The 19586-nt window shown below is 65.9% G+C and carries 17 protein-coding genes; 4 read left to right on the top strand and 13 right to left on the bottom strand.

The annotated features are described in order from the left end of the window. The first annotated feature begins 45 nt into the window (after positions 1-45). Entirely contained in the window at positions 46-846 is an 801-nt protein-coding gene (fabI, locus tag QOU61_RS00295) for an enoyl-ACP reductase FabI (protein ID WP_289656169.1), read from the top strand. A 4-nt stretch (positions 847-850) separates the two neighbouring features. Here the strand turns inward: fabI and QOU61_RS00290 are convergent, their stop codons facing one another. From QOU61_RS00290 to QOU61_RS00280, 3 genes are all read right to left on the bottom strand, one after another. Further along, positions 851-1447 carry a glutathione S-transferase family protein gene (locus tag QOU61_RS00290; protein ID WP_289656168.1) on the bottom strand — a complete coding sequence of 199 codons (597 nt, stop codon included), beginning with the start codon at positions 1445-1447 and terminating at the stop codon, positions 851-853. Positions 1448-1615: 168 nt separating this feature from the next. After that, entirely contained in the window at positions 1616-2080 is a 465-nt protein-coding gene (locus QOU61_RS00285) for a GNAT family N-acetyltransferase (RefSeq protein WP_289656167.1), read from the bottom strand. 3 nt (positions 2081-2083) lie between these two features. After that, positions 2084-3019, bottom strand: a complete 936-nt coding sequence (locus QOU61_RS00280; RefSeq protein WP_289656166.1) for a LysR substrate-binding domain-containing protein — start codon at positions 3017-3019, stop codon at positions 2084-2086. 115 nt (positions 3020-3134) lie between these two features. Here QOU61_RS00280 and katG point away from each other — a divergent pair, with 115 nt between their 5' ends. Next, the gene (katG, locus tag QOU61_RS00275; protein WP_289656165.1) at positions 3135-5288 is read left to right on the top strand and encodes a catalase/peroxidase HPI; all 2154 of its coding nucleotides are present in this window, start codon (positions 3135-3137) and stop codon (positions 5286-5288) included. Between the two features lie 90 nt (positions 5289-5378). Beyond that, complete coding sequence (locus tag QOU61_RS00270) at positions 5379-5762, top strand: nuclear transport factor 2 family protein (RefSeq protein WP_289656164.1); 384 nt, start codon at positions 5379-5381, stop codon at positions 5760-5762. 94 nt (positions 5763-5856) lie between these two features. On the opposite strand, the gene pnp is transcribed toward QOU61_RS00270, so the two are convergent. The 8 genes from pnp to rimP all read right to left on the bottom strand — a co-directional run bounded on the left by pnp (position 5857) and on the right by rimP (position 16118). Further along, on the bottom strand, positions 5857-8013 hold the full coding sequence (gene pnp, locus QOU61_RS00265) for a polyribonucleotide nucleotidyltransferase (RefSeq protein WP_289662123.1): 2157 nt from the start codon (positions 8011-8013) through the stop codon (positions 5857-5859). Between the two features lie 348 nt (positions 8014-8361). After that, positions 8362-8631, bottom strand: a complete 270-nt coding sequence (gene rpsO, locus QOU61_RS00260; protein ID WP_289656163.1) for a 30S ribosomal protein S15 — start codon at positions 8629-8631, stop codon at positions 8362-8364. A 2-nt stretch (positions 8632-8633) separates the two neighbouring features. Continuing rightward, positions 8634-9740: a tRNA pseudouridine(55) synthase TruB gene (gene truB, locus QOU61_RS00255; protein ID WP_289656162.1), complete on the bottom strand. Its 1107-nt coding sequence runs from the start codon at positions 9738-9740 to the stop codon at positions 8634-8636. After that, the gene (rbfA, locus tag QOU61_RS00250) at positions 9737-10156 is read right to left on the bottom strand and encodes a 30S ribosome-binding factor RbfA (protein ID WP_289662122.1); all 420 of its coding nucleotides are present in this window, start codon (positions 10154-10156) and stop codon (positions 9737-9739) included. The genes truB and rbfA overlap by 4 nt, the downstream gene beginning before the upstream one ends. Positions 10157-10309: 153 nt before the next feature. Next, complete coding sequence (gene infB, locus QOU61_RS00245) at positions 10310-12985, bottom strand: translation initiation factor IF-2 (protein ID WP_289656161.1); 2676 nt, start codon at positions 12983-12985, stop codon at positions 10310-10312. A 58-nt stretch (positions 12986-13043) separates the two neighbouring features. Beyond that, positions 13044-13736, bottom strand: coding sequence for an RNA-binding protein (locus QOU61_RS00240; RefSeq protein WP_289656160.1), 693 nt, complete (start codon positions 13734-13736; stop codon positions 13044-13046). 25 nt (positions 13737-13761) lie between these two features. Further along, positions 13762-15375 (bottom strand): transcription termination factor NusA, encoded by a 1614-nt coding sequence (gene nusA / locus QOU61_RS00235; RefSeq protein ID WP_289656159.1) that lies wholly within the window; start codon positions 15373-15375, stop codon positions 13762-13764. A gap of 2 nt (positions 15376-15377) precedes the next feature. Then, on the bottom strand, positions 15378-16118 hold the full coding sequence (gene rimP, locus QOU61_RS00230) for a ribosome maturation factor RimP (RefSeq protein WP_502877003.1): 741 nt from the start codon (positions 16116-16118) through the stop codon (positions 15378-15380). 465 nt (positions 16119-16583) lie between these two features. On the opposite strand from rimP, the gene QOU61_RS00225 reads away from it, so the two are divergent. Continuing rightward, a complete protein-coding gene (locus QOU61_RS00225) occupies positions 16584-17666 on the top strand; it encodes a DUF2336 domain-containing protein (RefSeq protein ID WP_289656157.1) in 1083 nt (360 codons plus the stop codon). Between the two features lie 12 nt (positions 17667-17678). Here QOU61_RS00225 and trmB read toward each other — a convergent pair whose 3' ends face one another. Then, complete coding sequence (gene trmB / locus QOU61_RS00220) at positions 17679-18404, bottom strand: tRNA (guanosine(46)-N7)-methyltransferase TrmB (RefSeq protein WP_289656156.1); 726 nt, start codon at positions 18402-18404, stop codon at positions 17679-17681. Continuing rightward, positions 18401-19525 carry a M20 family metallopeptidase gene (locus QOU61_RS00215; RefSeq protein ID WP_289656155.1) on the bottom strand — a complete coding sequence of 375 codons (1125 nt, stop codon included), beginning with the start codon at positions 19523-19525 and terminating at the stop codon, positions 18401-18403. The genes trmB and QOU61_RS00215 overlap by 4 nt, the downstream gene beginning before the upstream one ends. Between the last annotated feature and the right edge of the window lie 61 nt (positions 19526-19586).

The following is a 19586-nucleotide window of genomic DNA, read 5'->3' as shown; positions in this document are numbered from 1 at the left end:
GGCTTGTCCCGGCCATCGACGTCTTGAAGGAGAGAGCACAGCGCCATGCAGGATCTGATGAAGGGAAAGCGCGGTCTGGTGATGGGCATCGCCAACGATCATTCGATCGCCTGGGGCATTGCCCGCACGCTCGCCGCCCACGGCGCCGAGCTCGCCTTCACCTATCAGGGCGAGGCGCTCGGCAAGCGCGTCAAGCCGCTGGCGCAGTCGCTCAGCGTCGAGACGGTGCTGCCCTGCGACGTCGAGGATCTCGCAAGCGTCGACGGCATGTTCGATGCGCTGCGCGCCAAATGGGGCCAGCTCGATTTTTTGGTCCACGCCATCGCGTTCTCCGACAAGAACGAGCTGAAGGGACGCTACGCCGATACCACGCGCGAGAATTTCTCGCGGACCATGCTGATTTCCTGCTTCTCCTTCACCGAGCTTGCCAGGCGCGCGGCCGACATGATGCCGGCGTCCGGAGGCGCGATGATCACGCTCACCTTCGGCGGATCGGAGCGGGTGATGCCCAATTATAACGTGATGGGCGTGGCCAAGGCGGCGCTGGAGGCTTCCACGCGCTATCTTGCCGCCGACTTCGGGCCGCGCGGCATTCGCGTCAACGCCATCTCGGCGGGTCCGGTGCGCACGCTTGCCGGCTCCGGCATCGGCGATGCGCGGGCGATGTTCGCGTTCCAGCAGAAGCATTCGCCGTTGGGGCGCGGCGTGACGCTCGAGGAGCTCGGCGGTTCGGCGCTCTATCTGCTGTCGGACCTGTCCGGCGGCGTCACCGGCGAAATCCACTATGTGGATTCCGGCTACAACATCATCTCGATGCCGCGGCCGGAAACCCTCAAGCCGGAATAGGCCATCAGCCTGCCGCGATCTTGTCGGCGCGCTGGTAGGCGGGGCGTGCCTCACAGAGATCCATGTAGCGCTCGAACGCCGGCCGCGACGGCACCATCTTGAAGCGGCGCACGGCGAAGATCAGGCCCGAGCCGATCATGATGTCGGCGGCGGAAAACCGCTCGCCGAGAATCCAGGGCCCTTTCTCCAGCGCCTGATCGAGCACGTCGAACGTTTGCGTCGCGCTGCCCCAGGCCGCGGTGCTGGCGGGCACCTCGATCTTGGTGAAGATCTGAATCATTGCGGGCTCGATGCAGCCCGGCGAAAAAAACAGCCACTGCAGGTAGCGGGCGCGCAGCGGATCATTGGCCGCCGGGGCGAGTGCGGTTTCGGGATAACGATCGCCGATATACGTGCAGATCGCCGCCGAATCGCCGAGCGCCGCATCGCCATCCGTCAGCGCAGGCACCTTTCCCATCGGGTTGATCCTGAGGAATTCCGGCGCCTTCTGCGCGCCCTTGGTGATGTCGGTCAGCACGCGCTCATACGGCAGTCCGCTTTCCTCCAGGAGCCAGATTGCGGAGAACGAGCGCGAGCGCGGCGACCAGTAGAGCTTGATCATGGCCAAAATTCCTTCGTCATTGTGTCGAGGGTTGCTGTAGGCGACGCCAGGTCGCGCCCTTTCGCGAGATGCGCTACTCTTTGAAGCAAACCGGCAGAATTTTGTCCGGTCTCTGCGTTAGAAAGTCGCGCGCCGTCACGCAAGCTTGAGGGCCAGGCCGGGAATATCCTACCCGGTGGGCTGCTGCTTCCGCCACCGGTAATATTTCATCATGTAGCCGGTCATGGGCTCGACCTGCTCCTTCTCGAACACGAAGCCTTCGCGCTCGTACCAGCGCCAGGCCTTCTCGTTCTCGCGCACGCAGCGCAGCCAGATTTCGTCCGGCAGCAGCGTGCGGGTGAAGGCGAGCAGCTTCCGCCCGAGCGAACGGCCCTGATATCCGGGCGCGACGAAGAGCTGGTCGAGATAGGCCTCGTCAGGCTTGATCGCGAGCATCGCCGCCAGCCGTTCCGCGTCGTCAGCGACGAAAAGGCTCCAGCCCCGCTCCATCTCATGGCGGACGCGGGCGCGCAAATTGGCGAGCAGAAACGGGCTGGGTTCGGAGAGGCCGGTCGACACCCAGCTCTCCATCCAGATGCGCCCGACCTCGTCATACTCGTCGATGCGAGCGGGACGGATCACGGGGTCGAACATGGTTCAGCTCCGCGGATTGCGTGATGGTGATCCGTTCGCCTGCCGTCCGCGCACCTTGCCGGCCGACAGGCACACCACCTCCGAGATCTGCAGAAGCTGTCTCGCCAGCGGACTGGTCTTGCGCCAGACCATGCCGATGGTTCGCGAAGGTTGCGGATTCCTGAAGCGGGCGACAGAGACCGGCGCCGAGCGCGTTTCGACCGCCACGGCCATTTCCGGGATCAGGGTGACGCCAATGCCGGCGCCCACCATTTGAACAAGCGTCGACAGCGAGCTCGCATCGAGCACCTCGCGCGGCGGCGACTGCATGTTGCAGAACGCGAGCGCCTGATCGCGGAAACAGTGCCCTTCCTCCAGCAGCAGCAGCCTCATTTCGCGCAACATCTCGTGGCTCGGCACCGGCGTGCCCTCGTCCGCGCCCGGCCGCACCAGCAGGAACTTCTCCGAAAACAGCGCGACCTCGGCCAGCGACGGTTCGGACACCGGCAGAGCGACGATCGCCGTGTCGAGCCTGCCTTCGGCGACCTCCTGGATCAGCTTCGGCGTCACCGTCTCGCGGACGTGGATGTCGAGCTCGGGATGGATGCGCGCGAGGTTCTCGATCACCTTGGGCAGCAAATAGGGGGCAATCGTCGGGATCATGCCGACGCGCAACCGTCCCGCAAGCCGATCGCGTGACGCGCGGGCGAAATCTCCTAATTCATCGACCGAGCGTAGGATGTCGCGAACGCGCTGGGCGAGCTCGGCCCCGAACGTCGTCAGCGCGACCTGCCGGGCGCTTCGCTCCAGCAGCGCGCCGCCGAGCGCCTCTTCCAGTTCCTTGATCTGCATCGACAGCGCCGGCTGGGAGATCGAACATGCTTCCGCGGCCCGTCCGAAGTGGCCATGCCGGGCCAGCGCATCGAAATACCGAAGCTGCCGAAGCGTGACGTTGATCATCAGAAAATCCTATCGCGACGATCATTAAAGTCAACTTTACCTGATGGATTGGGATGCGTAGATTGCGCCTCGCCTGGTTAAGGGCGTAATTCCCTGACCACTCGAGGAGATAATCATGGATGACACAACGAAGTGCCCGTTCCCGGGCGGCAAACGCGCGCATACCAACCGTGACTGGTGGCCGGAGGCGCTGGACGTCTCGGTTCTCCACCGGAATTCCGGCTTGTCCGATCCGATGGGCGAGGCGTTCGACTACGCCAAGGAGTTCAAGAGTCTCGACCTCAACGCCGTGGTCAAGGACCTGCATGCGTTGATGACGGAATCGCAGGATTGGTGGCCGGCTGACTTTGGGCACTATGGCGGCCTGATGATCCGCATGGCGTGGCACAGCGCGGGCACGTACCGCATTACGGATGGCCGCGGCGGCGCCGGCGCAGGTCAGCAGCGCTTCGCACCGCTGAACAGCTGGCCCGACAACGCCAACCTCGACAAGGCCCGCCGATTGCTGTGGCCCGTCAAGCAGAAGTACGGCCGGAAGATTTCGTGGGCCGACCTGATGATTCTCGCAGGCAACGTCGCCCTGGAGTCGATGGGCTTCAAGACCTTCGGCTTCGCCGGCGGACGCACCGACGTCTGGGAGCCGGAAGAGCTCTATTGGGGGCCTGAGGGCAGCTGGCTCGGCGACGAACGCTACAGCGGCGAACGCCAGCTTGCGGAACCGCTCGGTGCCGTGCAGATGGGGCTCATCTACGTCAATCCGGAAGGGCCGAACGGCAATCCGGACCCGGTCGCGGCAGCCAAGGACATCCGCGAAACATTCTTCCGCATGGCGATGAACGACGAAGAAACCGTCGCGCTGATTGCCGGCGGCCACTCTTTCGGCAAGACCCATGGTGCCGGCGATCCGTCGCTGGTGGGGCCGGCGCCGGAAGGCGGTGCCATTGAGGATCAGGGCCTCGGCTGGAAGAGCAAGCATGGTACAGGCATCGGAGCCGACGCCATCACCGGCGGCCCTGAGGTCACCTGGACGCAGACGCCGACGAAGTGGAGCAATCTGTTCTTCAAGAACCTGTTCGAGAACGAGTGGGAGCTGACGAAAAGCCCGGCCGGAGCAAAGCAGTGGCGGGCAAAGAATGCCGCAGCCACGATCCCGGACCCCTTCGACAAGTCGAAGAAGCATGTGCCGACCATGCTGACGACCGACCTGTCGCTGCGCTTGGACCCGGCCTACGAGAAGATCTCGCGCCGCTTCTACGAGCATCCGGACCAGTTCGCGGACGCATTCGCGCGTGCGTGGTTCAAGCTCACGCACCGCGACATGGGCCCCATCGCGCGCTATCTCGGCCCGCTGGTGCCGAAGGAGACGCTGATCTGGCAGGATCCGATTCCGGCGGCGGATCATCCGCCGGTCGGAGAGCAGGACATCGCCGCGCTGAAGGGCAAGATTCTCGCCTCCGGCCTGTCCGTGTCCCAGCTGGTCTCAGCCGCCTGGGCGTCGGCGTCGACGTTCCGCGGCTCCGACAAGCGCGGTGGTGCGAATGGTGCGCGTATTCGTCTCAGCCCCCAGAAGGACTGGGAGGTGAACCAGCCGGCCGAGCTCAAGGCCGTCCTCTCGAAGCTCGAAGCGATCCAGAAGGAGTCCGGCAAGAAAATCTCGCTTGCCGACCTGATCGTTCTCGGTGGCTGCGCGGCGGTCGAAAAGGCTGCAAAGGACGCCGGCATCGACGTGAAGGTTCCCTTCACGCCGGGGCGGGCGGACGCCTCGCAGGATCAAACCGACGTCGAGTCCTTTGCCCCGCTCGAACCGCGTGCCGACGGCTTCCGCAACTATGTCAGCGGCAAGAAGCACCAGTTCATGGCGCCCGAGGAGGCGTTGGTGGACCGTGCGCAACTGCTGACGCTGACGGGGCCTGAGTTGACGGTTCTCGTCGGCGGCCTGCGGGTGCTCGGCGCCAACACGGGCAAATCCAAGCACGGTGTCTTCACCGCGAAACCGGGTGTGCTGACCAACGACTTCTTCGTCAACCTGCTCGACATGGCGACAGTCTGGCAGCCGGCTGCCGACGGCACCTACGAAGGCCGCGATCGGAAGACGAATGCGGTCAAGTGGACCGGCACGCGCGTCGACCTGGTCTTCGGCTCGCATGCGCAGCTCCGCGCGTTCGCGGAGGTCTACGCCTGCGCCGACGCGAAGGAGAAGTTCGTGAAGGACTTCGTGGCGGCCTGGAACAAGGTCATGAACGCGGATCGCTTCGACATCGCCGCCTGAACACGCACAAACGACGGCGGGGAGCTTCCGTATGAAGCCCCCGCCGCCGGGTACGCAGCGTCAACCAAAACAAGGCAGGGAGGAAAGGAAATGCACGGGTCCAACCACGTTTCGCTCGAGCGCGTCCACGAAATCGGGCTGGCCTTCAACCGCCACGACATCGATTTCATCGTCGACTCCTTTGCGGAAGACGGCGTCTTTCGCAACGCCATGGGCTCGGACGGAGCCGGCAACACCTACAGGGGAAGGAAGGAAATCCGCGCCTTCTTCGAGAAGCTGTTCGCGAGCAGCCCCGACATCGAGTGGCGCGCCTCGGCCGAATACGTCTCGGGCAACCACGGCGTCGCCGAGTGGCATCGCACCGCGACCACGGCCAGCGGCGAGAAGCAGGACTGGCTCGGCTGCGACCTCTTCACCTTCCGCGACAACATGATTGTGCTGAAGGATACTTACTTCAAGATCATCGAGCGCTAGCCGCGACCTTCGTCGCCAAAGTCCGAGATTTGCGAATTCAAGCAAAAAGGGCGGCCGCGAGGCCGCCCTTTTCGATTTCATCATGCGAGCGAGCTTACTCGCCGGCGGCTTCACGCGGCGGCGCCTCGCCCTTGTTCGGCTTGGCCTCGAGATCCTCGCCGGTGGTCTGGTCGACCGCCTTCATCGACAGCCGCGTCTTGCCGCGGTCGTCGAAGCCGAGCAGCTTGACCTTGACCTTGTCGCCTTCCTTGACGACGTCGGAGGTCTTCTGCACGCGGTTGGCCGCGAGCTGGCTGATATGGACGAGGCCGTCGCGGGCGCCGAAGAAGTTTACGAACGCGCCGAACTCCATCACCTTGACCACGGTGCCGTCATAGATCTGGCCGACCTCCGGATCGGAGGCGATCGACTTGATCCACTTGATGGCGGCCTTCATCGCCTCGCCATCGTTGGAGGCGACCTTCACGGTACCGTCGTCCTCGATGTTGATCTTGGCGCCGGTCTTTTCCACGATCTCGCGGATCACCTTGCCGCCGGTGCCGATCACTTCGCGGATCTTGTCGGTTGCGATCTTGAAGGTCTCGATGCGCGGGGCGTACTCGCCGAGCTCGGCGCGCGCCGCGGTGAGCGCCTTGGCCATCTCGCCGAGGATGTGGATGCGGCCGTCGCGCGCCTGGGCGAGCGCGACGCGCATGATCTCCTCGGTGATGCCCTCGATCTTGATGTCCATCTGCAGCGAGGTGACGCCCTGGTCGGTGCCGGCCACCTTGAAGTCCATGTCGCCGAGATGGTCCTCGTCGCCGAGGATGTCGGACAACACCGCGTAGCGCGAGCCTTCCAGGATCAGGCCCATGGCGATGCCGGCGGTCGGCCGCTTGATCGGCACGCCCGCATCCATCAGCGCCAGCGACGAACCGCAGACGGTCGCCATCGACGACGAGCCGTTCGACTCGGTGATCTCCGAGACCACGCGGATGGTGTAGGGGAACTCGTGATGCGGCGGCAGCACCGGGTGGATGGCGCGCCAGGCGAGCTTGCCGTGGCCGATCTCGCGGCGCTTGGTGCCGCCGAGCCGTCCGGTCTCGCCGACCGAGAAGGGCGGGAAGTTGTAGTGCAGCAGGAACGTCTCCTTGTACGTCCCCGACAGCGCGTCGACATACTGCTCGTCCTCGCCGGTGCCGAGCGTGGTGACCACCAGCGCCTGGGTCTCGCCGCGGGTGAACAGCGCCGAGCCGTGGGTGCGCGGCAGCACGCCGACCTCGCAGACGATGTTGCGCACCGTCTTGACGTCGCGGCCATCGATGCGCTTGCCGGTGTCGAGGATGTTCCAGCGGACGATCTTGGCTTCCAGCTCCTTGAACACGTCGGTGACGCGCAGCTTCTCGTAGCGCGGCTCCTGGCCTTCCGGGAAGAAGTGCGCCATCACCTTTTCCTTGGCGACGCCGACCGCGGCGTAGCGGTCCTGCTTCACCGGAATGGCGTAGGCGGAGCGCAGGTCCTGCTCGATCACGCCGAGCATTTCCTTTTCGAGCGCGCTCTGGTCGGTCAGCTGAATCTCGCGCGGCTCCTTGGCCGCCTTCTCGGCAAGCTCGATGATCGCCTTGATGACCGGCTGGAAGTGCCGGTGGCCGAACATCACGGCGCCGAGCATGATGTCCTCGTTGAGCTCCTTGGCTTCCGATTCCACCATCAGCACGGCGTCGGTGGTGCCGGCCACGACGAGATCGAGCTTGCTCTCGATCATCTCGTCGAGCACCGGGTTCAGCACGTATTCGTCATTGATGAAACCGACGCGCGCAGCGCCGATCGGGCCCTTGAACGGCACGCCGGACAGCGTCAGCGCCGCCGACGCGGCAACCATCGCCAGCACATCCGGATCGTTCTCCATGTCGTGCGACAGCGTGGTGATGATCACCTGGGTCTCGTTGCGCCAGCCGTCGACGAACAGCGGGCGGACCGGGCGGTCGATCAGGCGGGAAACCAGCGTTTCCTTTTCGGTCGGACGGCCTTCGCGCTTGAAATAGCCGCCGGGGATGCGTCCCGCGGCATAGGTCTTCTCCTGATAGTCGACGGTGAGCGGCAGGAAGTCGACGCCCTCGCGCGGCGTCTTGGCCGCCACCACGGTGGCGAGCACGACGGTCTCGCCATAGGTGGCCTTCACGGCGCCGTCGGCCTGGCGGGCGATCTTTCCGGTTTCAAGCTTGAGGGGACGTCCGCCCCAGTCGATCTCGACTGAATGTATATTGAACATCATGGTCTTCTTTCATGGTTGTCACGAAAGGAGGGCTGCCCCAAAGCACAAAAACCATGCGCAAGATTGCGGGACGCTGACGAGCGGTCAGCGTCCGGCGATCCTGCCATGGTCTTGATGTTTCGGATGGCGGCCATCCTCTCGTGCTCACGGGCATCTTGCCCGTCCTGCCCAGCCGCCGGATTGCCGCCGGGCTCTCGATTGAGCATGACCCTTGTCGGAAAATCGGCGTCGATTGTCCGGGCCGTGCCCTGTGCGCGATCTCGACGCGAAGGCCGCAAACGCACGGGCTTCGCCAGATCATGCAAAAACGCGCGCTGAAACGGCGCGCGTGTCCTTCTCAAAAGCTCAACGACGAATGTTGTGCTTTTCAAGCAGCGCCTTGTAGCGCGCTTCGTCCGTCTTCTTCAGGTAGTCGAGCAGCGAACGGCGGGTCGAGACGAGCTTCAAAAGACCACGGCGCGAATGATTGTCCTTCACGTGGGTCTTGAAGTGTTCGGTCAGGTTGTTGATGCGCTCCGACAGGATCGCGACCTGGACCTCGGGCGAACCGGTGTCGCCCGATTTGGTTGCACTGGTTTTGATGACTTCCGCCTTGCGTTGCGCGGTAATCGACATCGTCAGACTCTTTCGTTGCGACCGGAGCTGGCGGTCAGCCCGGTCAGGTTGAACACGCGCTTGGGGATGAGTTCGCCATTGCCAATTTCGGCAAGCGCCAGAAGACGGCCTGCCACCGTGACATAGACTGTGCCGCTACTATTGGGCGCATCCCGTCCGCGCAACAAAACGGCCTGGCCCCTGTGGAGCCTTGCCGCATCAGCCCGAGTGACGGCCAGTGCCGGGATGTCGTCCAGCGCGGTCTCAACGGGCAAAAGCGCGTCGGCGAGGCTGCCCTCGCCAGACGCGGCTCTATGACATAAAGCCTCCAATTGTTCCAGCGGAATCATGTCGTTCTCGCCGAACGGGCCGACCAGGGTCCGGCGCAGGGCGCAGACATGGCCATAGCAGCCGAGGATGCGCCCGAAATCGCGGGCCAGCGCCCGCACATAGGTTCCCTTGCCGCATTCCGCTTCGAATACGGCATAGTCACTATCTGGTTGATCAATAAGGGATAAATAGTGAATCTCGACCGGGCGGGGGGCCAGTTCGACCTGCTCGCCGTCGCGCGCCAGATCATAGGCACGCTCGCCCTGGATCTTGATCGCCGAATATTTCGGCGGGGCCTGCTCGATGACCCCCGTGAACCGCGGCAACAGGCTCTCGATCGCCTCCGCGGCGGGCCTTGCATCGCTGGTAGCGACCGCGCGCCCCTCGGTGTCGTCGGTGTCGCGTTCCTCGCCCCAGCGCACCGTGAAGCGGTAGCGTTTACGGCCATCCATGACATAGGCCACCGTCTTGGTGGCCTCGCCGAGCGCGATCGGCAGGCCGCCGGAGGCGAGCGGATCGAGGGTGCCGGCGTGGCCCGCGCGCTTGGCGTCGAACAGCCGCTTCACCACCGCGACCGCCTGCGTCGAGGTCATGCCGATCGGCTTGTCGAGCACGACCCAGCCATGGATGTCGCGCCGGTCGCGCCGCGGCTGGTTGTTCTGCCGCGGCTTGCGCTCGGCGCGCGGATCGTTGTTGGTCTTTGCGGCGGCACCACGCGGTTGCGAAAAAATTTCGTGCTGCGCGTCTTTCTGATCGGCTTCTTGCAGGTCAATCGCGTTGTTTGCCGGGGTCACGCTCATGAATTTTCGTCCTGATCTGATGCGAGGTCCCTCTGCACTGCAGGTGTTCGCAATAATTTCTCGATCCGTTCCGCTTCATCGAATCGCTCGTCGACACGGAAGCGGATATCGGGAGCAAATTTTAGGTTAACGCGCCGCGCGACTTCGCCGCGCAGGAACTTCTTGTTGCGCTCGAGCGCGGCGATCACGACGTCGGTGTCGCGCCCGCCGAGCGGCATCACGTAGATGGTCGCAAGCTTCAAGTCCGGCGACATCCGCACCTCGGGCACGGTGATGATGTGGCCCTCGAGGTCCGGGTCGTGCGCACGACCATGCGAGAGAATGTCGGCAATCGCGTGGCGCACCGCTTCGCCGACGCGCAACTGACGTTGCGAGCCGCCGGCCGTCGCGCTCTTCCGCTGGTTGTGACGAGCCATCGTCAATAATCCCAATTGCCGCGACAGTCCGCGCGAAGCGCGGCCTGTGCCGGCATTTCGTGGCAAAAATAGTTCGGTGACCAGCGTCAAGCCCGGCTTGCGCAGGGTTTGATGCTCAAGTTCGAATCCGCACCACGCTGTTAAGGTTTGGACTTACAGCGAGCGCTGGATCGTCTCCACGCGGTAACATTCGATGACGTCGCCGACACGCATGTCGCCGTAGCTCTCGAAGGCCATGCCGCATTCCTGGCCGGCCTGCACTTCCTTCACTTCGTCCTTGAACCGCTTCAGCGTCGAAAGCTTGCCTTCGTGGACGACGACGTTGTCGCGGATCAGCCGGACATTGGCGCCGCGCTCCACCGTGCCGTCGGTCACCCGGCAGCCCGCAACCTTGCCGACCTTGGAGATGTTGAAGATCTCCAGGATCTGCGCATTGCCCAGCATGGTTTCGCGCAATGTGGGCGCGAGAAGGCCGGACATCGCTTTCTTCACGTCATCCACAAGGTCGTAGATGACGTTGTAGTAGCGGATTTCGATGCCGTTGCGCTTGGCGGCCGCCGCGGCTTCCTTGTTGGCGCGCACCGAAAAGCCGATGATCGCCGCGTTGAAGCCCTCGGCGAGCGTTACGTCGGATTCCGAGATCCCGCCGACGCCGGCATGCAGGATGCGGGCGGCGACTTCCTCGGTGCCGAGCTTTTCCAGCGAGCCCAGGATCGCTTCCAGCGAACCCTGCACGTCGGCCTTGACGATCAGCGGGAATTCCTTGCGTCCCGCGGTCTTGAGCTGCGACATCATCTGCTCGAGCGAGCCGCGCATGCCCGAGATCGAGGCCGCCGCGTTTTCGCGCTTCTGGTGCGCGCGGTAGCTGGTGATCTGGCGGGCGCGGGCTTCGTTCTCGACCACCGCGAGCCGGTCGCCGGCCTCCGGCGGACCGTTGAAGCCGAGCACTTCGACCGGCACCGAGGGGCCGGCCTCCTCGACGGTTTCGCCCTGGTCGGAGATCAGCGCGCGGACGCGGCCCATTTCGGCGCCGGCCACCACGATGTCGCCGACCTTGAGCGTGCCGCGCTGAACCAGCACGGTCGCGACCGGGCCGCGGCCGCGGTCGAGCTTGGCCTCGATCACGGTGCCTTCGGCCGGACGGTGCGAATTGGTCTTGAGATCGAGCAGTTCGGCCTGCAGCGCGATCATTTCGAGCAGCCGGTCGAGGTTGGTCTTGTTCTTGGCGGACACCTCGACGTCGACGACGTCGCCGCCGAGCGATTCGACCTGCACCTCGTGCTGCAGCAGCTCGGTGCGCACGCGCTCGGGCCTCGCATCCGGCTTGTCGATCTTGTTGATCGCGACGATGATCGGAACCTGCGCCGCCTTGGCGTGGTTGATCGCCTCCACCGTCTGCGGCATCACGCCGTCATCGGCGGCGACCACCAGCACGACGATGTCGGTCACCTTGGCGCCGCGGGCGCGCATCGCGCTGAACGCGGCGTGGCCGGGGGTGTCGATGAAGGTGATCTTCTTGCCGCTTTCCGGCGAGGTCACCTGATAGGCGCCGATATGCTGGGTGATGCCGCCGGCTTCGCCGGACACCACATTGGCATGGCGCAGTGCGTCGAGCAGCGAGGTCTTGCCGTGGTCGACATGGCCCATCACGGTGACCACGGGCGAGCGCGGCTCGGTGTCGGTGGAATCGTCGACGACGTCGAACAGGCCTTCCTCGACGTCGGAGGCGGCCACGCGCTTGACGGAGTGACCCAGTTCCTCGGCGATCAGCTGCGCGGTGTCGGCGTCGATCACGTCGGTGATCTTGTGCATCGCGCCCTGCTTCATCAGAAGGCGGATGACGTCGACCGCGCGCTCGGACATGCGGTTGGCGAGTTCCTGGATGGTGATGGCCTCGGGGATGATCACTTCGCGGACCAGCTTTTCCTTCTGCTCGTTGGAAGCATGCCCCTTCAGCCGCTGGGTGCGGCGGCGGAACGACGCGATCGAGCGCTCGCGTACGTCGTCGGCATTGAGCGCAGTGACGACGGTGAGACGGCCGCGCTGCTTCTGCGGGCCGGGACGGTGGGTGGTCTTGGGGGCAGCCGCCGGGCGCATGGCGCCGCCGGGGCCGCGGCGAATCAGGCGCGGACCTTCGTCCTCGTCCGGCTCGGCGGCAACTCCCGGAGGGCGGCTTGCAGGCGCTGCCGCCGCCGGGCGGGCCGTCGTCGTTGCAGGACGAGCCGTCGTCGCCGGACGTGCCGCGGCCGGCGCTGCCGGACGGGCGGTCTGCTGCGCCTCGCCCTCGCCGAACCGCTTCTTGGCTTCCTGCTCGGCCTTGCGCTTGGCTTCCTCGTCGTGGCGGTGACGCTCTTCCTCGGCCTTGCGGCGGGCCTCGGCGGCTTCGCGCTCGGCCTTTTCGATGCTTTCGCGGCTGGCGCGGCGCTTGGCCTCTTCCTCCGCGATGCGGCGTTCTTCGATCTCGCGCAGCTTGGCATCCGCCAGCGCGCTGGCGCGCGCGGCATGCTCGTCCTCGGTCAGCGAGCGCAGCACGACGCCGGAGGCGTTGCGTGCGGCGGCCGGCGGCGCAGCAGAGGACCGTCCCAGCGGCGCCCTGCCGGGCGTGGCCTTGCTGGGCGCGGTCTTGGCGGCGGGCTCGGGAGCTGCCGGCTCGGCCGTCGGCGCTTCGCCGGGGAGGCGGCGCTTGCCGCGCTTCTCGACCACCACCTGCTTGCTGCGGCCGTGGCTGAAGCTCTGGCGCACGGTGCCCGTCTCGACGCGCGGCTTGAGCGTCAAGGTCTTGGTCGGGACACTCAGTGTCTTGTCGCCAGGGGTTTTGGTATCCACCATTCAGCAGTCCTAGTCTGTTTGCGTCGTGCGTTGCCGCACTGTCGTTTGCGAGTTGTCGTCAGTTAGAATTCCTGGCCGCTGCGTCGGCAGCCCCGTCACCTTCAGCCATCCGGTATCGGACCAGGGTCTGGCTGCGCGACAGGAACGTCCTGCTCGCCGGGCCCGCGAGCAGCGCAGCATGTATCACATTTGTCCGGCCCAGTGCCAAATCCAATTCTGCCGATGTCAGGACGCAGACAATCGGAAAAACGCCGGATTTACCACGTTTCCCGGCATTTTGCCGCGCCAGCGCATCCAATTTGCGGATTCCGTCGGCGGCCCCGTCGGAGGCATGGATCAGCGCGGCAAGCTCTGCCGGCCGCCCCTCGAGCGCGCCCTCGACCTTGCCGAAGCCAGAAACCACCTGTCCCGCCTTGGCCGCCACGGCCAGCGCCTCGGCGACGCTGCGGGCCAGAAGGGCTTCCGTATCCTGGGCAAGGGCGGGGCTGACACGAACCTCGCGCCGAAAACTCCGCTTGAAATGGTTACGCCGGACCGCTTCCGCAACCGCAGCGCGCGAGGCCGAAACCCATAGTCCCCGGCCGGGCAGCTTGCGCTTGAGGTCGGGAACCACCTCGCCCGCGGGCGAGACCACGAAGCGGATCAGCTCGTCGACCGGTCGCACCGCACGGCTGACCGCGCACATCCGCGCCGTCGCGGACTTGTTGGTCCGCGGTCCGTTGTCGAGGTCGGGGTCAGCGCTGGCGAGCATCTGCGGGGCATCTCCGAACGACCCGTCAGGCCGGCTGGCCTTCGGCGGCTTCCGCCGCCTCGTCGGCCGGCTTGGCGAGGTCGGCCTCGCTGATCCAGCCGGCAGCGACGCGAGCCTGCATGATCAGCCGCTCGGCGTCGTCGCGCGTGATCTCGATGCCGTCGAGCGCGCCTGTGTGCTTGACCGGCTCGGAGCCCTCCTTGCGTTCGGTCCAGCCGATCAGATCGTCGGTGGCGCAGCCGGCGAGATCCTCAACCGTCTTGATCTCGTTCTCGCCGAGCTTGACCAGCATCTTGGAGGTGACGCCGGGTACGGCCTTCACCGCATCCTCGACGCCGAGTTCCTTGCGCCGGCTCTCCAGTTCCGCTTCCTGCTGCTCCAGATATTCGCGGGCGCGGTTCTGCAGCTCGTTGGCGGTCTCCTCGTCGAAGCCTTCGATGCCGGCGAGTTCCTTGGCGTCCACCAGGGCCAGTTCCTCGACCGAGGTGAAGCCTTCCGACGCCAGAAGCTGGCCGACCACCTCGTCGACATTGAGCGATTCCATGAACACGCGCGTGGAGTTCTCGAAATCGGCCTGGCGGCGCTCGGATTCCTCCTGCTCGGTCAGGATGTCGATGTCCCAGCCGGTGAGCTGGGAGGCGAGCCGCACGTTCTGGCCGCGGCGGCCGATCGCCAGCGAAAGCTGGTTGTTGGTGTCGGGCACCACCACCTCGATGCGCTCGCGGTCCTCGTCGATCACGACCTTGGCGACCTCGGCGGGCGCCAGCGCGTTGACGACGAAGGTCGCGATGTCGGGCGACCACGGGATGATGTCGATCTTCTCGCCCTGCAGCTCGTTGACCACGGCCTGCACGCGCGAGCCGCGCATGCCGACGCAGGCGCCGACCGGATCGACCGAGGAATCGCGGGAAACCACGCCGATCTTGGCGCGCGAGCCGGGATCGCGGGCGACCGCCTTGATCTCGACGATGCCGTCATAGATTTCCGGCACTTCCTGCGCGAACAGCTTCGCCATGAACTGCGGATGGGTGCGGGACAGGAAGATCTGGGGCCCGCGGGTCTCGCGCCGCACGTCGAAGATATAGGCGCGCACGCGGTCGCCGTTGCGGAACACCTCGCGCGGCAGCATCTCGTCGCGGCGGATGATGGCCTCGCCCCGGCCGAGATCGACGATCACGCTGCCATATTCGACGCGCTTGACGATGCCGTTGACGATATCGCCGATGCGGTCCTTGAATTCCTGATATTGCCGGTCGCGCTCGGCCTCGCGCACCTTCTGCACGATCACCTGCTTGGCCGATTGGGCAGCGATGCGGCCATATTCCAGCGGCGGCAGCGTATCGGCGATGGTGTCGCCGATCTGCGCACCCGGGTTGGCGCGGCGCGCGTCCTCCAGCGAGATCTGGTTGGCCGAATTCTCCACCTTGTCGACCACGAGCATGTGGCGCGAGAGCCTGAGCTCGCCCTTCTTGGGATCGATTTCGGCATGCACGTCGGTTTCGCTGCCGTAGCGCGCCCGCGCCGCTTTCGCGATGGCATCCTCCATCGCCGCGATGACGATGCCGCGGTCGATCGACTTCTCGCGCGCGACCGCATCCGCAATCTGCAGCAGCTCAAGTCTGTTGGCACTGACTGCCATGGCTAATCTCCTCTCGTGGGATCGGTTTCGTCCCGCCGCGCCCGTCCGGCGGCGAGGCGATGTTGCTTGGTATTCTTCGGAGCCGGCTTTCGGCGCGGCTTCGACGGCTGGTTCTTCGCGTGCGGCGGCTGCTCGGGCTCGAGGCCGAGATCGCGCTTCAGCTTGCGTTCGGCGGCCTTGCCGCGCCGCATCGACTCGGCGATCAGCTCGTCGGTCAGGACCAGCCGCGCGTCCGCGATGTCTTCCATCGTCAGCAGCACGTCGGCCTCTTCGCCCGCGGGCGCATCGTCGCGGTGAATCCGCACCGCACCGCCCTCGACGCCGGCCAGCGTGCCGCGGAAGCGCTTGCGGCCCTGGTAGGGAACCGCCATCTCGACCTTGGCGAGGTGGCCGGCATGGCGCTCGAAATCGGAGCGGCGCACCAGCGGCCGGTCGATGCCGGGCGAGGAAATCTCCAGCCGGTAGGCGCGGTCGATCGGATCGGCGATGTCGAGCACCGGCGACAGCGCCCGCGAGACCGCCTCGCAATCCTCGATCTGCATCGAGCCGTCCGGCCGTTCCGCCATGATCTGCACCGTGCAGCCGGCTTCGCCGGAGACGCGGGCGCGGACCAGCCGGTAGCCCATGCCCTGCAGCACGGGACCCGCGATCGCCGACACCCGCGCCGCCACGCCCGGCTCCACGACCAGGCGCGGCTCGGCGAGCAGTTCGGCGTCCATGGAGCCTTGGATCGGATCTTGGATCGGATCGGTCATGTCCAGCGTCAAAAACGCGTCGTGTTGCATCGATGTGGCCGGTAGGGGCCGCTTGCGCCAGAGTGCGATGGCGTTAACTTTTATCGCCGGCGCACTTCAGCTGTTTGATTGGGCCGGATGGTGTCGGAAAGCGCGGTGTCCACAGTTCCGCATCAGGCCCGGACCAAACGGTTTTCCGGCAGGCCGGGTCCGTTCGGGTAATAAAAAAGAGCGGGTCCCGGGGGGCCCACTCTCACTACGCGATCGTATATGAGAACCTAAGTTGCGCCGGATATAGCGCTTTTGCCCCGACCCGGCAAGGCCCGGCGGGGCCCAGGAACGCGATTTTGCGGCCGTTCCTGGGGCGTTACGGCCTAACCTTTCCTTCACCAAGCTTACCCTAAATTTACGCGAGCCGCGGCTTTTCGCGCCCGCGGAGGCACCAGGCGACGCGCCGGTCTTTAAGTGTGTTGGATGACAGCCGCCACGTCACTGATTCCCGGGCTCGATGAGATCGTCAGGCATGGCGATCCGCAGCGCCGTGCCGAAGCCGCGCTGCGGATTTCCGAGCTGTTCCTGCAGGATGCCGCGCGGCTGCGGCCCGACCATGTCGAACTGTTCGACGGGCTTCTGATCGACCTCGTCCCGCATGCCGAGCTCGCCGCCCGCGTCAACCTCGCCGAGCGGCTGTCGCTGCTTGCCAATGCACCGCGCATTCTGGTCGGCCAGCTCGCCCGCGAGAACGAGCTCGCCGTCGCGGGTCCGCTGCTGCGCCGTTCGCCTGTCGTCGACGAGACCGTGCTGCTCGAGATCGCGCGCCCCAAGGGCCAGGGCCACCTGCTGGCGATGTCGGAGCGCGCGACGCTGTCGCCCGATCTCACCGACGTGCTGATCCGCCGCGGTGACCGCGACGTGGTGCGGCGCGCCGCCGGCAACAAGGGCGCGCAATTCTCGCATGCCGGCTATTCGACGCTGATCAAGCGCGCAAGCCAGGACGGCGTGCTGACGCTCGCGGTCGGCCAGCGCGAGGATCTCTCCGACGAGCGCCTGAAGGCGCTGCTCGCGGGATCGATCGATGTCATCCGCCGCCGCCTGTTCGACGTGGTGAAGCCGGCGCGGCAGGCCGCGATCAAGCAGGCGATGAGCGAGCTCTCTGGCGTGCCCGAGCTGGTCGAGAGCCGCCGCGACTTCCTGCCCGCGCAGCGCACCGTCCTCGCGCTGCACCGCCAGGGACAGCTCAACGAGAGCGCGGTGCTCAACTTCGCCAAAAGCTATCAATACGAGGAGGGGGTCGCGGCGCTGGCGGCGATGTCGGGCGTGAAGATCGCGACGCTCGACCGGCTGATCTGTGGCGACCGGCATGATCCGCTGCTGATCCTCGGCAAGACCGTCGGGTTCGAATGGGCCACCGTGCGCGCGCTGATCCTGCTGCGGCTTGGGCCGAACCGGGTGCCGGCGCCGGCCGATATCGAGACGGCGCGGGTCAATTTCGCGCGGCTCGTGCCGTCGACCGCCGAGCGCGTCGTGCAGTTCTGGAAGTCGCGGCCGACGATCTGACGCGGGCGGCCGTCAGCGCCTGCGAAACCGCAAATAGGCAGCGCGGCGGCCTTCGCGCTCGGCTTTGCGGCCGTAGCGCGTCATGGTGTAGCCGTCCCAGGGCTGCTTCCAGTCGGAAGCCCGCTCGGCGAGCCAGGCAAAATCGGGCGAGCGGGCAAGATGCGACAAGGTCCAGGCGACGTAGTCCTCGATATCGCAGACGAAGCGGAATTCACCTCCCGTGCAGATCGCGCGCGCCATCGCGGCGATGGTTTCGTCCTGCACGAAGCGGCGCTTCCAGTGCCGCCGTTTCGGCCAGGGATCGGGATGGATCAGGTCGATGCGCGCGAGCGAGCGCGGTGGCACCCAGGCCAGCAATTCGGCGGCGTCGCCGGCGAACAGGCGGATGTTGGTCAGATTGCGTGCCTCGATCTGGGCCAGGATCTTGGCCATGCCGTTGACATAGGGCTCGCAGCCGATGAAGCCGGTGTCGGGAAAGGCCAGTGCTTCCGCGACCAGATGCTCGCCGCCGCCAAAGCCGATCTCGAGGCGAACCGCGTTCGATCTCGGATCGAACAGGTCGGTGAGCGCGTTCGGCGCCGGCTGGGTGATGTCGAGCGCGAGCCGCGGCAGGAAGTTCTCGATCAGGTCCGCCTGGTGCGCGCGCAGCCTGTGCCCCTTGCGGCGGCCGAAGAAGGAGCCGTGCGCATGGGGTGCGGCCGCATCGCGGCCGTCGCGATCGCCTGATGCCGCGCTCATCGCAAGGTCTGGTACAGGCGGTGGAGCAGTCGCGTCCTCGGCTCGATCGAGGAGATGTAGAGCTGCTCGTAATGGGTATGCGCGCCCTGGCCGTCGACGCCGAGGCCGTCCAGCGTCGCCGTGTGCGGCGCGGTGAAGTTGCCGTCGGAGCCGCCGCCGGTCGACATGTCGGCAAGATCGAAGCCGAGCTCGCCGGCCAGCGCCTTCGCGTGCTCGTACAGCGCTGCGCCCGCATTGCTCTTCTCGTAGGGCGGCCGGTTCAGCTCGCCGGTCACCCTCACACTGACGCCCTCGGTGCGTGGCTTCAGGTTGAGGATTTTCGGCACGAGCTCGTCGGCATCGGCGATGGTCGGCACGCGCATGTCGACCTCGGCATAGGCCTCTTCCGGGATCACGTTCGGCTTGGTGCCGCCGCGGACGACGCCGACATTGACGCTGACGCCGCGCTTGAGATCGTTCATCGCCTCCAGCGTCTGGATCACATGGCCGAGCTCGCGGATCGCGCTGCGGCCATCGCGTGGCCGCGTGCCCGCATGTGCCGGCATGCCCTTGATGAAGACCTCGAAACGCGCCACGCCCTTGCGTCCGGTCACCACCTTGCCGCCGTCGCGCGCGGGCTCCGTCACCAGCACATATTTGGCCTTGCGGCCTTCCGCCTCGATCAGCGCACGCGAGGTCGGGCTGCCGATCTCCTCGTCGGAGACATAGAGCTGGGTGATGCCGAGCGGCGAGCGCGCCGCGCTGGCACAGATCTGCCGGAACGCGTGATAGGCAAGATAGGCGCCGCCCTTCATGTCGTAGATGCCGGGGCCGAAGGCGCTGTTGCCCTCGATCCTGAACGGCAGGCGCTCGATGAAGCCGATCGGATGCACGGTGTCGAGGTGGCTCAGCACCAGGATGCCGGGCGCGTCCTGTCCCCATGCGGAGCGCACCACGAGGTGGTCGCCACAGCCGCCGCTGCCGGCAACGCGGTCGATGCTGACCGGCAGGTCGCGATAGCCCTCAGTGACGAGATCGGCCAGCCGGTTCACCTGCGCCGGCACATCGGTCGGCGTCTCGATCTCGACCCATCGGCGGATGCCATCGAGGATCTGTCTGGAGTCGAAGTCTGCGGCGGTCATCGGCGGGCTGCTCTGTGACGTCGTGGACGGAAGCGGTCGCTTCCGCCCGTCACGACATAGT

Source organism: Bradyrhizobium sp. NP1 (assembly GCF_030378205.1).
Lineage (GTDB): Bacteria > Pseudomonadota > Alphaproteobacteria > Rhizobiales > Xanthobacteraceae > Bradyrhizobium.
Note: the sequence above shows the minus strand (reverse complement) of the source record. Positions and strands in the feature narration are given on the sequence as shown.